This window comes from Methylobacterium carpenticola (assembly GCF_042748905.1).
Taxonomy (GTDB): Bacteria; Pseudomonadota; Alphaproteobacteria; order Rhizobiales; family Beijerinckiaceae; genus Methylobacterium; species Methylobacterium carpenticola.
This window is the reverse complement of record NZ_JBHZEO010000001.1, coordinates 5,074,898-5,088,573: the sequence shown is the minus strand read 5'-3', so window position 1 is coordinate 5,088,573 and position 13,676 is coordinate 5,074,898. Positions and strand designations below refer to the sequence as shown.

Genomic DNA, 13,676 nt, shown 5'->3' with positions numbered 1-13,676 from the left:
CGGCGAACCGGGTCTCAGTTCCGTTCGTCCGGCAGCGACGGCAGGGGCTGGACGGCGATGCCCTCCTCCAGGAGGGCGCGGGCCTCCGCGAGGCTCGCCTCGCCGTGGATCGCCCGCTGCTCGGCCTCGCCGTAATGCATCTTGCGGGCCTCCTCCGCGAAGCGGTCGCCGACATGGTCCGAGGTCCGGGCCACGTGCTCGTGCAGCTCCCTGATCATCGCGCGCAGCTGGCGCTCGGGCTCCGACATCAGGCGGACCGGCTCGGGGGCCGGAGCGGCGGGAGGGGCCTCCGCCGGGGCCGGAAGGCCGCCGCGATTGCCGCGCCGGCCGAGGGCGGGCGCCATCAGCTGCTTGGCGACCTTGGGGCTCGCGCAGACCGGGCAGGCGACGAGGCCGCGCGCGAGCTGGTCGTCGTAGGACTCGCTCGACGGAAACCAGCTCTCGAAGGCGTGGCCGGCCTCGCAGGAGAGGGCGTAACGGATCATGATCGGGATATCGGGATGAGCGGCCGCGCCCGCGAGAGGCGATCCTCGCGAATCCGACCGTGGCGGGCGCCTCTTAGAGCATTTTCCGGAGCATTTTCCGCCCGGTCAGGCGCGGCGCGCCGTCGCGGTCTCCACCGTGCGGGTCTCCGCCGTGCGGGTCTCCACCGTGAAGGGTCTGGCGTGACGCAGGGCCGGGATGCGGGCACGGGCGTCGGCGACGAGCCCGAGATCGATCTCGGCCAGGATCACCCCCGGCTCGGCCCCGTCCGCCTCCGCCAGGATGCGTCCCCAGGGATCGATGATGAGCGAGTGGCCGTAGGTCTCGCGGCCGTCCTCGTGGCGCCCACCCTGCGCGGCCGACATCATGAACGAGCCGGTCTCGATGGCGCGGGCGCGCTGCAGGACGTGCCAATGCGCCTCGCCGGTCTGGCGCGTGAAGGCCGCGGGCGCGGTGAGGATCTCGGCACCCGCCTCGGCCAGCGCCCGGTAGAGGGCGGGGAAGCGCACGTCGTAGCAGATGGCGATGCCGAGCCGGGCCCAGGGCAGGTCGGCGACGACCGCGCAGGCGCCCCCCGTGTAGGTGGCGGATTCCCGCCAGCTCTCGCCGTTCGGCAGGTCGACGTCGTAGAGGTGGAGCTTGTCGTAGGAGGCGAGGATCTCGCCCTCCGGCCCGATCAGGAAGGCGCGGTTGGCCACCTTGTCGCCGTTGCGCACCGCGAGCGAGCCCACATGCACCACGACGCCGTGCGCCCGGGCGGTCTCGCGCAGGGCGGCGAGCGTGATGTCCGCCTCCGGCACCGTGATCTTCGCGAACAGGTTGTCGCGGCCGCGCTCCAGGAGCGAGGTCATCTCCGGGGTTTGGACGTAATGCGCGCCGCGCTCCGCCGCCGCGCGCACGCCGGCCACGGCCGCGTCGCGGTTCTGCGCCGGGTCGCGTCCGGAGCGCATCTGGACGCAGGCGGCGACGAAGCGGGGCGCGGTCATGGGCGGATCTCTCTCTGGCGTGCGGGGCGCGTCAGCCTAGAGGAAGTCCGGCGGACAGGAAAAGGGCGTTCGCGCCTCAGCCCGCCAGCAGCGGGTCGAGCTTGCCGGCGTGGTCGAGGGCGTAGAGGTCGTCGCAGCCGCCCACATGGGTGGCGCCGATGAAGATCTGCGGCACGCTGGTGCGCCCGCCCGCCTTCTCGGTCATCTCGCGCCGCGCGCCCGCCTTCGCCTCCACGTCGATCTCCGTGAAGGCGGCGCCCTTCTCGCGCAGGAGGGACTTCGCGGCCGAGCAGTAGGGGCACCAGCTCGTGGTGTAGATCGTGACGGGCTGCATCGGGCGGCTCTCGCGGGTCTGGTCGCCCGCGCCGGATAGAGGGTTTCGTCCGGAAGCGAAAGCCGGCCCGGTCAGGCCGCCATCAGTTTTTCGACCTCGTTGACGAGCTCGCGCAGATGGAACGGCTTCGAGAGGACCTTGGCGTCCTTCGGGGCCTTCGAATCCGGGTTGAGCGCCACCGCGGCGAAGCCGGTGATGAACATCACCTTGATGTCCGGATCGAGCTCCGTCGCCCGGCGGGCGAGTTCGATCCCGTCCATCTCGGGCATCACGATGTCGGTGAGCAGGAGTTCGAACGGTTCCTCGCGCAGCCGGTTGTAGGCCGAGAGTCCGTTGTCGAACGAGGCCACGTCGTAGCCCGCATTCTGCAGGGCCTTGGCGAGGAAGCGACGCATGTCGTTGTCGTCTTCCGCGAGGAGGATCTTCATCGAGCGGTGTCCCGGCTGTCGATTCGACGCGTTCTTTCCATAAAGCGTCGGCTTGGTAAACAAGGTGTTGATGCGCCGGCCCAGTCTCGGCGGCGCTTCGGGGAACCCGAAACGGACGGCACCCTTGGACGCAATTCCCTTAGGCAAGATGAACACCGTGCTGGCGGGGATCGTGGTGTTCCACCCCGATCCGGACCAGCTCCTGCGCCTCGTGGCCCGGGTCGCGCCGCAGGCGCGGGCGCTCGCGATCGTCGCCAACTCGCCGCTGCCGCCGGAACTCGAGGCGGCGCTGCGGCGGGCGGCGGGGGAGACCCCGCTCGATCTGCTGCGTCCCGCCGCCAACGAGGGGCTGGGCGCGGCCTACAACCGCCTTCTCGCGGCGGCCGAGGCGGCGGGCGACGCCTTCCTGTTCCTCCTCGATCAGGACAGCCTGCCCGCGCCCGGGGCGGTGCGGGCGCTGGCGGCCCGGCACGGCGCGCTGAGCCGGGCGGGCGAGCGCCCGGCCATCGTGGCCGCCGAGCCGGTCGGCCCGGAGGGGCGGCCCCTCGGCGCGGTGCCGGATCCCGATCCGCGCTGGCCCGAGGCGCCGGTGCGGCGGGTCGGCTTCGCCTTCTCGTCGGGCTCGCTCCTCGCCTGCGCGGCGGCGCGGGCGGTCGGTCCCTTCCGGGCCGACTTCTTCATCGATGCCATCGATGTCGAATGGGGCATGCGCGCGGCGCATCGCGGCTACGCGATCTTCGTGGCTCCCGACATCCCGATGGCGCATGAACTCGGCCGGGGCGTGATCCGGCTCCCCTTCGGCCTGACCCTCACGGACCAGCCGCCGCGGCGGCTCTACACCTTCATCCGCAACCAGCTCGCCATGCTGCGCCTGCCTCACGTGCCCCGCGCGCACAAGGCCAAGACCCTGCTGCTAATGCCGCCGCGGATCGGCATCTACCTCGCCCGCAACCGCTTCTCCCGGGAGGTGCGTCGCGCGGTCGGGCGCGGCCTCCTCGACGGTTCGCGCGCCCGGCTCGGTTCCCCGGAGCGCGTCTTCCGGCCGCTTCCGTGACGGTTTCCCGCGCGCGCGCCAGTGGACAGCTCCCGGCCCGGACGTCACAGTAGCGACATGCGGTTGAAGCCCCCTTCCCTCCCCGTCGCGCGCGCCCGGGCGGCCGGATGAGCAGCCCGGGTCCCGAAAGCCTCTTTTCGCCGCCCTTCGTCGTCGACGAGCCGGAGCGGCACAGCCTGCCCTACGTCTTCAACACCGGGCATTCCGGTGCGGTCTATCCGCCGTCCTTCGTGGCCGCCTCGCGGCTCGACGCGGTCTCCCTGCGCCGCTCCGAGGACGCCTTCGTGGACCGCCTGTTCGCGCCCGTGGTCGGCCTCGGCGCGCCGCTGATGCGGGCCTGCTTCCCGCGGGCCTATCTCGACGTGAACCGCGAGCCCTACGAGCTCGACCCGCGCATGTTCGACGGGCGCCTGCCGCCCTTCGCCAACATCCGCTCGATGCGGGTCGCGGGGGGCCTCGGCACGGTGCCGCGCGTCGTGGCGGACGGGCAGGAGATCTATCGCGGGCGCCTGCCCGTCGAGGAGGCGACCGCGCGGATCGAGGGGCTCTACAAGCCCTATCACCGCACCCTGCGCGGGCTCATCGCCCGCACCACCACGCTGTTCGGGCATGTCGTCCTGATCGATTGCCACTCCATGCCCTCCACGAGCCTGGGGCGCGAGGAGGGCCCCCGGGTCGACGTGGTGCTGGGCGACCGCTTCGGCACCGCCTGCGCCCACACGCTCACCGACGGCGTCGAGGCCGCCCTGCAGGATCAGGGCTTCCGGGTGGTGCGCAACAAGCCCTATGCGGGTGGCTTCATCACGGAGCATTACGGCGAGCCCTCCCTCGGCCGCCACGCGCTGCAGATCGAGATCAACCGCGCCCTCTACATGGACGAGCGCACGCTGATCCCGAAGCCGGGCTTCGATGCCCTGGTGGAGCGCCTCGCCGCGGTGTTCCGCGCCGTCTCCGCCCTGCCCCTCGACCTCGCTCCCGCCCGCATCGCCGCCGAGTAGCGGGCGACCCCGCGGGCCGGGTTGTGTGCGGCGCAGCATTTTTCGATTAGGGTGCCGCCAGGAGGCAGCTCTCTGCCGAGAGGCAGCAGGTTCTCGATGGGCGCCCGCGAGGATCATTCCGGAACCTGTCGAGAGGGCGAACCCAGAGGAAACGACGCCATGACCGATCTCCGCCTGCGCCGCAGCGTGCTCTACATGCCGGGCTCCAACCCGCGCGCCCTGGAGAAGGCCAAGACCCTGCCGGCGGACGCGCTGATCCTCGACCTGGAGGACGCGGTGGCGCCGGACGCCAAGGAGGTCGCCCGCGAGCAGGTCTGCGCCGCCGTGCGCAGCCGCGCCTACGGCGACCGCGAGCTGATCGTCCGGGTCAACGCCCCGCAGACCCCGTGGGGCGAGGCGGACCTCAAGGCCGCGATCGAGGCCGGCCCCGACGCGATCCTGATGCCCAAGGTCTCTTCCCCGGCCGTGCTGGAGAACATCGCCGACCGCCTGGAGGCGCTCGACGCGCCCGCGCATATCCGGGTCTGGGCGATGATCGAGACGCCGGCCGCCATCCTCAACATCCAGGCGATCGCGGCGGCGCGGCGCAACCCGGGCACCCGGCTCGCCTGCTTCGTCCTCGGCACCAACGACCTCGCCAAGGACACCTGGACCCAGATCGTCCCCGGCCGCGCCCCGATGCTGCCCTGGCTGATGATGGCGCTCGCCGCCGCCCGCGCCGAGGGGCTCACCATCCTCGACGGCGTGTTCAACGACTTCGCCGATGTCGAGGGCCTGCGCGAGGAATGCGGCCAAGCCCGCATCCTCGGCTTCGACGGCAAGACGCTGATCCACCCGAACCAGGTCGGGCCGGCCAACGCCGCCTTCACCCCGACCGAGGCCGAGGTCGAGATCGCCCGCGGCGTCATCGCGGCCTTCGACCGCCCCGAGAACGCCAAGCGCGGCGCCATCCAGATCAACGGCCGCATGTTCGAGCGCCAGCACATCGGCATGGCCCGCCGGGCGGTGGCCTGGGCCGACGCCATCGCGTCCAAGGACCGCTGACAAGGACCGCTGAGGCCGACCCGGCCGCGGCGGATCCGCGGCCGGGTCACGTCCGTCCGGCGCGGCTTGACCCGCTCATCCCGCGACGCACAAATCGTGCAGGAATTGGTGACCCGCGTCGTCCCGGCGCCGGACAGTGGAGGTCGCGTCTCGATGCGTGGCGATGCGCCGGGCGATCCCCTCCCGGTGCGCGGCGCAGGAGGCCCTGCGCGACGGGGATGCGGCGCGCAGCGGGCGCGAGGTTGCCGCCTGACCGGCGATCCGCGGCGTCATACGGTTTCCGGATGATCGCTTCGCGATGCGGAAACCGGCCTCGCTCAGGCGCCGCGCGGGCTCGTGATACGGTTTCCGAAAGTGATCTTCCGGAAACCGTATCAGCGGGCCGGCTTCTTGGCCGGGTCCGCGGCGGGCAGGCTGCCCGTCGTCTGCGTGGCCTTCTCCCGGGCCTGATCGAGGCGCTTGGTGATCGCCGTCAGGTCGCGCTGGGTGGCGGCGAGCTGAGCCTTCGCCTTCTCGCGGGTGGCCGTGACCTGGGCGAGTTCATCGCGGGTGGCACCGACCTTGGCCTGCATCTCCCGCAGCTCGGTCTCCACGTCGCGGAACTGCTTCTGCCACGCCTGGAGGGTGTCGCGGTCGCTCTCCGCCTGCGCGAGGCGGGTTTCGAGGCTGCGCTGCCCGGCGGCCGTCACGCCGAACGCGCCCCATCCGAACAGGGCGAAGCCGCCGAGGGCCACCACGGCCAAGCCGGCGGGAGAGGAGCGGAAACGCAGTACGGACATCGGATCCTCGTCAGGCGTGAGGCCGGGCCGGAACCCGGTACGTCCCGATCGACAGGTCGGAGACAGCCTCAACGATGGCGAAGCTTCCTTAACAGGCTCTTGCGGTTGACCGGCGGCAGGCAGGATTTGCTCATCATGGCCGCATCTTGGCGGGGTGGCTTCCGTGCCGCGCGGGCCCTGCGGAACCCTGCGCGAAGGATCAGGGTCCAGCCCTCAATAGGGCGTGCCGCCCTGCCGCCGCGCGCGCAGGGCCTCGGCGTACCACGTGAGTTCGTCGAGGAAGCGGCCCGCGCTCTTGTCGAGCCAGGGCTGGAGCGGCGCGCCGTCCGGATCGAGGGCCTTCTGGACCTCGGGCATCGGCAGGAGCGAGGGAATGCTCGCCATGCCGAGTTCGGCCAGCATGGCCCGCAGCTGCATCGCCGCCCGCACGCCGCCGTAGCGGCCGGCCGAGTAGCAGACGATCGCGGAGGGCCGCCAGAAATACTCCTCCAGGAAGTGATCGAGCGTGTTGGACAGGGCCGGCGGGATGCTGTGGTTGTACTCGGCCGAGACGATCACGAAGGCGTCCGCCCGGCGATAGGTGGCGGCGAGCGTCTCCAGCACCGCGGGGGCCTCGCCCTTCGGGTATTCCTTGTACATCCGGTCGAGGAGGGGCAGCGCGAGGGCCGCCGGATCGACGAGCGGCGCCTCGTGGCCGCGGGCTTCGAGCGCCCGGACCATGTAGCGGGCGGCGCGCAGGCCGTGGCGCTCATGGCGGACGCTGCCGAGAATGACGGGAACGACGAGGACCATGGCGGGTACTCCGGGACGATCGGATCCGCCGACGGACCTAGAGCGCTTCCCGCCGAAGGGGATCCCGGGCCGCCGCTCCCTCACATCATCCCGAGGAGCCGCGGCAGCCAGAGCGAGATCGCCGGCACGTAGGTCACGATCACGAGGAACACCAGCATGGTCAGCAGCCAGGGCCAGACCGCGATGGTGAGTTCCGTGATGCCCATCTTGGTGATGCCGGACGCCACGTAGAGGTTGAGCCCCACGGGCGGATGGCACATGCCGACCTCCATGTTGACGACGATCAGGATGCCGAAATGCACCGGATCGATGCCGAGCTTGGCGGCGATCGGAAACAGGATCGGCGCCATGATCAGCACGATGGAGGACGGCTCCATCACGTTGCCGGCGATCAGCAGCAGCAGGTTCACGATGAGCAGGAAGACGATCCAGTCGAGGCCGGCCCCGGTGATCCAGCTCGCCATCGCCTGCGGGATCTGCTCGCTCGTCATCAGGAACGAGAACAGCACCGCGTTGGTGATGATGTAGAGCAACATCGCGCTCATGTTGGCGGAATCGAGCAGCACCCGCGGCACGTCGCGCCACGTGAGGTCGCGATAGACGAAGACCGCGATCACGAAGGCGTAGACGGCGCTCACCGCCGCGGCCTCGGTGGGCGTGAAGGCGCCCGTGTAGATGCCGCCGAGGACGAGCACGATCAGCAGGAGCCCCCACACGGATTTGCGGAAGGCGACCCAGCGCTCGCGCCAGGAGGCGCGCGGCATGCGGGGATAATCGTGCTTGCGCGCCCGGTACCACGTGGTGAAGCCGAGGAGCGCGGCGAGCATCAGCCCCGGCACCACGCCGGCCACGAACAGGGTCGAGATCGAGGCCGAGGAGACCCGGTTGCCGTCCGGCCCGAACACCACCGCGCCGCTCGTCGCCACCGAGTACATCACCATGACGATCGAGGGCGGGATCAGGATCCCGAGCGCCCCCGAGGTGGTGATCACGCCCGCGCCGAAGCGCTTGGGGAAGCCCTGCGCCACCATGGCGGGCAGGATGATCGAGCCGATGGCGACCACGGTGGCCGGGCTCGACCCGGAGATCGCCGCGAAGAGCGCGCAGGCCATCACGCCGGCGAGCCCGAGGCCCCCGTACCAGTGGCCGACCATCGCGGTGGCGAAGTTGATCATCCGCCGGGCGACGCCGCCATGGGTCAGGAAGTTGCCCGACAGGATGAAGAACGGGATCGCCATGATCTCGAAGTTCTCGATCCCGGTGAACAGCTTCAGCGCCACCGCCTCGATCGGGACGCTCGTCATCACGAACAGGAAGGTGAGCACCGACAGGCCGAGCGCGATCGAGATCGGCATGCCGGTGAGCATCAGGGCGATGAGCAGCCCGAAGATGACGGCGGCGTTCATCGGGAGCGCTCCTCGGCGGCGAGATCGCGGGCGGCCTGCGGGCTCTCGACCACGCCCTCCACGTGGCCGGGATCGTGGTGGGGCAGCTCGCCCGTGCGCGCGAAGCTCCAAGCCACCTGCAGGAAGCGGAAGCACATCAGGTAGGAGCCGAGCGGAATCGCCAGATAGACGATCCAGCTCGGGATCTCGAGGTCCGGCGAGGTCTGGTCGGTATCGACGAGGCCGAGGACGAACTTCCAGCCCATCGTGCCGATGATCGCCGTGAACAGCGCCCCGCAGAGGAGCCCGAACAGGATGACCTTGTTGCGGAGGCGGGGATCGAGCCGGTTGACCAGCACGTCGACCCCGACATGGATGCCAGTGCGCACGCCGTAGGCGGCGCCGAACTTCGCCATCCAGACGAACATGTAGATGCAGAGTTCCTGGGCCCAGGACAGGTGGATCGCCTGGGTGATGGGGAACAGGAGATCGATGCCCGAGGCGTAGCGATGGACGACGGCGACGAAGATCAGCAGCGTCGCCGCGGCCATCAGGCTCGCGATCAGGATCTCCTCCAGGCGGTCGAGGACGCGCAGCAGGATCATCGGTTGAGGACCTGGGGTGGATGGGGCGGGGCGGTTCGCACGGCGCCAGCGACCGGACCTCGCCGGACGCTCGCGGGACCCCTCTCCCGGGTGGGAGAGGGGCAGGCGATCGAGGATCGCGCACGGGCCTGAACGCCCGCGTGAGGGTGGCTCGGCCTCGGGGTCGGGCGCGAAGCGGCGAGCGGGGCGGCGGTACGGTTCAGGCTTCCTGCCGACGCGTCCGTCCCTCACCCCTAGAGCGGCGCCCGATCACGTTGCAATCAGGCGCCGCTCTAGGTCTTTGATTTTACCGCATTTTCTGCGACGAACCGGGATCCACTTCGTCGGAAAATGCTCTAGCCCCTCTCCCGCCCGGGAGAGGGGAAGCGTGTCCGTCCCGACGGGACACCCGCTACTGCGTGCGCGCCTCGCGCTGGAATTCCTCGATCACGTCCTTGCCGACGCGCTTCGTCATCTCGGCGGTCACCGGCTCCAGCGCCTTGCGCCACGCCGCCTTCTCCTCCGGGGTGAGGTCGATGAAGGTGATCTTCCCCGAGGCCTTCATCGCCGAAAGCGCGTCGGCGTTGTCCTTGCCGGCCACCTCGTTGGCGTAGGTCGTCGCCTCCGCCATCGCCTTGTCGAGCTGGCCGCGCACCTCCGCCGGCAGGCCGTCCCAGAACTTCTTGTTCGTGATCACCGCGTAGCCGATATAGCCGTGATCCGAGAGGGTCGCGAACTTCTGCACCTCGTGGTGCTTCTGCGTGAACATGTTCGAGGGCGTGTTCTCGGAGCCGTCCACGACCCCGGTCTGCATGCCCTGGTACACTTCCGAGAAGGCCATCACCTGCGGGATGGCGCCGAGCGCGCGGAACTGCGCCTCCAGCACCTTCGAGGACTGGATCCGCATCTTGAGGCCGCGGAAATCCGCGGGCTGGCGCAGCGGCTTGTTGGCGCTCATGATCTTGAAGCCGTTGTCCCAGTAGGCGAGCCCGGTGATGCCCTTCGATTCGAGCTTCTCGAACAGGCGCTTGCCGAGGGCGCCGTCCGTCACCCGCCGCAGGGCCGCCTTGTCGGGCAGGATGTAGGGCAGGTCGAAGACCTCGAACTCCTTCGCGCCGAGCGGCCCGAACTTCGCGAGCGAGGGCGCGAGCATCTGCACGGCGCCGAGCTGGAGCGCCTCCACCTCCTCCTTGTCCTTGAAGAGCTGGGAGTTGGGATAGACCTCGACCTTGACCTTGCCGCCGGTATACTTCTCGGCCAGCTCCTTGAACTTGTCGGCGCCGCGGCCCTTGGGCGTGTCGGGGGCGGTGACGTGGCTGAACTTGATGACGATGGGCGCCTGTGCGACGGCGCCGCCGCCGAGCATCAGCAGCGTGGCCGCGGCGCAGAGCGCGCGGCGGGAGAGCGGCCCGAGACGGCCGGGGGAGCGGGACATGGCGTTTCCTCGTGGTTCCGGCCGGTGCTCCGGCCCTGTTCTCGTTGCCGACCCTGGCAGGCGGGCCGGCAGGGCGCAATGCGACGATCGCTCAACGCCGACGCGTCAGCTCTCCGCCTCCGAGTTCTCCACCTGCAAGCTCTCCGCTTCCATGCAGCGGCGGCCGGCGGCGTCCGCGGTGAAGCCGGAGACGCCGCCGCCCTCGCGGCGGCCGGCCACCGTGAAGGTCTGGCCCGCGATCATCGGCGAGACGCCGCGGTAGCGGAACCGGGCCGGAGGGCGCCCGAGGAGCGAGGCCGCGAGGTTGAGGAGCAGGCTCGCCTGCATCGGCCCGTGCACCACGAGGCCGGCATAGCCCTCGACCTGCGTCGCGTACGGAAAGTCGTAGTGGAAGCGATGGCCGTTGAAGGTCATGGCCGAGTAGCGAAAGAGCAGCACCGGCGTCGCCGCGACGCTCCAGGCGAGATCGGCCCCCGGGAGCGCGGGGGCCGCGGGCGGCGCCGCGGCGGGGGGATCGCCCGGCCGGCTCGCCTCGCGGTAGACGATGTCCTGCCGCTCGCGGATCGCGAGCCCGCGCGGCGTCTCGTATTCGTGCCGCACGGTGACGAAGCAGAGCGTGCCGGTGCGGCCTTCCTTCACGGCGACGTCCGCCACGGTCTCGCGCCGGATCACCCGGTCGCCGAGGCGCAGGGGCGCGAGGGTCTCGACCTCGCCGCCGGCCCACATCCGCCGGGGCAGCGGCACCGGCGGCAGGAAGCCGCCCTTCGCCGCGTGGCCGTCCGGCCCGAGCGTGTCGGCGGCCGGTGTCTCGGGGGCGAGGCACCAGTGCAGCGCGAGCGGCGCCTCCCCCTCCCCCTCCCCCACCGGGGCGAGGTTCGGCGCCAGGGTCGCCCGGTACTCCGCCACGAGGCGGGGCGTGACGAGATCCTCCACGACGCGCGTGCGGCCGATCCAGCCGCGCAGGTGGTCGATGTCGAGATCGGGCATCAGTACGACCGCGGCAGGCCGAGCACGTGCTCGGCGAGGTAGGACAGGATCAGGTTCGTGGAGATCGGCGCCACTTGGTAGAGGCGGGTCTCGCGGAACTTGCGCTCCACGTCGTATTCCTCCGCGAAGCCGAAGCCGCCATGGGTCTGGATGCAGGCATTCGCCGCCTCGAACGAGGCGTCGGCGGCGAGCATCTTGGCCATGTTCGCCTCCGGCCCCGGATTGGTGCCGGCCTCGTAGAGGCGCAGGGCCTCGCGCACCATCAGCTCGGCGGCGCGCATATGGGCGTAGGCCGTGGCGACGGGAAACTGGATGCCCTGGTTCTGGCCGATCGGCCGGCCGAAGACCCGCCGGTCCTTGGCATAGGCCGTCGCCTTGTCGATGAACCACTTGGCATCGCCCACGCATTCGGCCGCGATGAGGATGCGCTCGGCATTCATGCCCGAGAGGATGTAGCGGAAGCCCCTGCCCTCCTCGCCGATCAGGTTCCCGGTCGGCACGCGCAGGTCGTCGAAGAACACCTCCGTGGTGGCGTGGTTCATCATCGTGCGGATCGGCCGGATGGTGAGGCCGCGCCCGAGCGCCTCGCGCATGTCGACGAGGAGGACGGAGAGCCCCTCGGTGCGCTTGCCCCCCTCCGGGACCGGGCTGGTGCGGGCGAGCAGCAGCATCAGGTCGGAATGCTCGGCCCGGCTGGTCCAGATCTTCTGGCCGTTGACGACGTAGTGGTCGCCGTCGCGCCGCGCGGTGGTCTTGAGGGCGGAGGTGTCGGTGCCGCTCGTCGGCTCGGTGACGCCGAAGGCCTGGAGCCGCAGGGCGCCCGACGCGATCTCCGGCAGGTAGCGCCGCTTCTGCGCCTCCGAGCCGTGCCGCAGCACCGTGCCCATCGTGTACATCTGGGCGTGGCAGGCGCCGCCGTTGCAGCCGGCCCGCTGGATCTCCTCCAGCACCGCCGCGGCGGCCGAGAGCGGCAGGCCGGAGCCGCCGTATTCCTCGGGGATCAGCACCGAGAGGTAGCCGGCCTCGGTGAGCGCGGTCACGAAGGCGGTCGGATAGGCCATCTCCCGGTCGAGGGCGCGCCAGTATTCCCCCGGGAAGCGGGCGCAGAGCTTCTGCACCGCCTCGCGGATCTCCGGATAGGTCGTCTCGGTCATGGGGTCTCCAAGGGCTTCAGCGGCGAGCTTCAGCGGCCGAACTCGGCCCGGATGGCGTCGCTCTGCGCGCCGATCGCCGGCACCGGGCCGAGGGGCCGGCTGCTTCCGTCGATCAGGGCGGGCGGGGCGACGATGCGGGCGGAGCCGGCGGGCGTCTCCACGCTCACGCGCCGCAGGGCCGGATGGGTGACGAGGTCGGCGAGTTCGTTGACGAAGCCGTAGGCGGTGCCGCTCGCGCGCAGGCGCTCGGCCGCCGCGTCGCGGGTGAGCCCCGCGAAGGCCGCCGCCACCCGCGCGTCGACCTCGGGCCGGTTCGCCACCCGGACGGTGTTCGACTGGTAGCCCGCGCGGGTCGCGAGGTCCGGCTCCCCGAGCACGCCGGCGCAGAAGGCCGCCCATTCGCGCTCGTTCTGGATCGCGATCAGCACGAGGCCGTCGTCGGCGGTGCGGAAGGCGCCGTAGGGGCAGATCGACGGATGGGCGAGCCCGACCCGCTGCGGCGCCCGGCCGGTGCCCTCGTAGTAGAGGAGCGGCACGTTCATCCAGTCGGCCATGCCGTCGAACAGGCTGACCGACAGCCGGGAGCCCCGGCCGGTGCGCTCGCGGGCGATGAGCGCTTCGAGCACCGCGGCGTGGGCCGCCATGCCGCAGGCGATGTCGCAGGCCGAGACGCCGACCCGGCCCGGCCCGGCCGGATGCCCGGTGATGGCGGCGAGCCCGCTCTCCGCCTGGACCAGGAGGTCGTAGGCCTTCATCTGCGCGTAGGCATGGCCGCTGCCGTAGCCGGTGATGTCGAGGGTGATCAGCCGGGGATGGGCCGCGCGCAGGGCTTCCGAGCCGAAGCCCGCCCGCTCCGCCGCGCCCGGCGCGAGGTTCTGGATGAAGACGTCCGCCTCGGCCAGGATGGCGTGGAGGAGGCGGACATCGGCCGGATCCTTGATGTCGGCGACGAGGCTCTCCTTGCCCCGGTTGAGCCAGACGAAGTAGCTCGACAGGCCGCCCACCGCGGCGTCGTAGCCGCGGGCGAAGTCGCCCTCCGGCCGCTCGACCTTGATCACCCGCGCGCCGGCATCGGCCAGCCGCGAGGAGCAGTAGGGCGCCGCCACCGCCTGTTCGAGCGCGAGCACCGTGATCCCGTCGAGCGGCCGCGCGCCCGATCCGCCAGCATCCGTCATCGCTCCTCCCGGTTCTCGTTGGGAGGGACCATGCGACGGCGTCGGGCCGCTGTCCAAT

Annotated in this window: 15 protein-coding genes; 3 read left to right on the top strand and 12 right to left on the bottom strand. The window is 71.0% G+C overall.

The genetic code is table 11. The features are described 5' to 3' along the window. Nucleotides 1-14 precede the first annotated feature (14 nt). The 4 genes from ACE101_RS23630 to cpdR form a co-directional block, all read right to left on the bottom strand. Entirely contained in the window at nt 15-485 is a 471-nt protein-coding gene (locus tag ACE101_RS23630) for a DUF1178 family protein (RefSeq protein WP_379134857.1), read from the bottom strand. Between the two features lie 105 nt (nt 486-590). Then, entirely contained in the window at nt 591-1,469 is an 879-nt protein-coding gene (locus tag ACE101_RS23625) for a carbon-nitrogen hydrolase family protein (protein WP_379134855.1), read from the bottom strand. A 76-nt stretch (nt 1,470-1,545) separates the two neighbouring features. Continuing rightward, the gene (gene grxC, locus ACE101_RS23620; protein WP_379134852.1) at nt 1,546-1,803 is read right to left on the bottom strand and encodes a glutaredoxin 3; all 258 of its coding nucleotides are present in this window, start codon (nt 1,801-1,803) and stop codon (nt 1,546-1,548) included. A 71-nt stretch (nt 1,804-1,874) separates the two neighbouring features. Beyond that, a complete protein-coding gene (cpdR, locus tag ACE101_RS23615) occupies nt 1,875-2,231 on the bottom strand; it encodes a cell cycle two-component system response regulator CpdR (RefSeq protein WP_012334928.1) in 357 nt (118 codons plus the stop codon). 148 nt (nt 2,232-2,379) lie between these two features. Here cpdR and ACE101_RS23610 point away from each other — a divergent pair, with 148 nt between their 5' ends. The 3 genes from ACE101_RS23610 to ACE101_RS23600 all read left to right on the top strand — a co-directional run bounded on the left by ACE101_RS23610 (nt 2,380) and on the right by ACE101_RS23600 (nt 5,327). After that, entirely contained in the window at nt 2,380-3,285 is a 906-nt protein-coding gene (locus ACE101_RS23610; RefSeq protein ID WP_379138877.1) for a glycosyltransferase family protein, read from the top strand. A 107-nt stretch (nt 3,286-3,392) separates the two neighbouring features. Beyond that, nucleotides 3,393-4,283 carry an N-formylglutamate amidohydrolase gene (locus ACE101_RS23605; protein ID WP_379134849.1) on the top strand — a complete coding sequence of 297 codons (891 nt, stop codon included), beginning with the start codon at nt 3,393-3,395 and terminating at the stop codon, nt 4,281-4,283. Nucleotides 4,284-4,442: 159 nt separating this feature from the next. Beyond that, a complete protein-coding gene (locus tag ACE101_RS23600; RefSeq protein ID WP_379134847.1) occupies nt 4,443-5,327 on the top strand; it encodes an HpcH/HpaI aldolase/citrate lyase family protein in 885 nt (294 codons plus the stop codon). 374 nt (nt 5,328-5,701) lie between these two features. Here ACE101_RS23600 and ACE101_RS23595 read toward each other — a convergent pair whose 3' ends face one another. The 8 genes from ACE101_RS23595 to ACE101_RS23560 all read right to left on the bottom strand — a co-directional run bounded on the left by ACE101_RS23595 (nt 5,702) and on the right by ACE101_RS23560 (nt 13,618). Next, entirely contained in the window at nt 5,702-6,106 is a 405-nt protein-coding gene (locus tag ACE101_RS23595) for a hypothetical protein (RefSeq protein WP_379134844.1), read from the bottom strand. Nucleotides 6,107-6,319: 213 nt separating this feature from the next. Beyond that, nucleotides 6,320-6,898, bottom strand: coding sequence for an NADPH-dependent FMN reductase (locus ACE101_RS23590; protein ID WP_379134841.1), 579 nt, complete (start codon nt 6,896-6,898; stop codon nt 6,320-6,322). Between the two features lie 80 nt (nt 6,899-6,978). Continuing rightward, nucleotides 6,979-8,304, bottom strand: a complete 1,326-nt coding sequence (locus tag ACE101_RS23585; RefSeq protein WP_379134840.1) for a TRAP transporter large permease — start codon at nt 8,302-8,304, stop codon at nt 6,979-6,981. After that, the gene (locus ACE101_RS23580) at nt 8,301-8,888 is read right to left on the bottom strand and encodes a TRAP transporter small permease (protein WP_379134837.1); all 588 of its coding nucleotides are present in this window, start codon (nt 8,886-8,888) and stop codon (nt 8,301-8,303) included. The genes ACE101_RS23585 and ACE101_RS23580 overlap by 4 nt, the downstream gene beginning before the upstream one ends. A 391-nt stretch (nt 8,889-9,279) precedes the next feature. Next, complete coding sequence (locus tag ACE101_RS23575) at nt 9,280-10,302, bottom strand: TRAP transporter substrate-binding protein (protein ID WP_379134834.1); 1,023 nt, start codon at nt 10,300-10,302, stop codon at nt 9,280-9,282. A 105-nt stretch (nt 10,303-10,407) separates the two neighbouring features. Continuing rightward, entirely contained in the window at nt 10,408-11,289 is an 882-nt protein-coding gene (locus ACE101_RS23570) for an HTD2 family dehydratase (RefSeq protein WP_379134831.1), read from the bottom strand. Next, nucleotides 11,289-12,443 carry an acyl-CoA dehydrogenase family protein gene (locus ACE101_RS23565; RefSeq protein WP_379134828.1) on the bottom strand — a complete coding sequence of 385 codons (1,155 nt, stop codon included), beginning with the start codon at nt 12,441-12,443 and terminating at the stop codon, nt 11,289-11,291. Before ACE101_RS23565 ends, ACE101_RS23570 begins: the two co-directional genes overlap by 1 nt. 29 nt (nt 12,444-12,472) lie before the next feature. After that, nucleotides 12,473-13,618 carry a CaiB/BaiF CoA transferase family protein gene (locus ACE101_RS23560; protein WP_379134825.1) on the bottom strand — a complete coding sequence of 382 codons (1,146 nt, stop codon included), beginning with the start codon at nt 13,616-13,618 and terminating at the stop codon, nt 12,473-12,475. Nucleotides 13,619-13,676 lie beyond the last annotated feature (58 nt).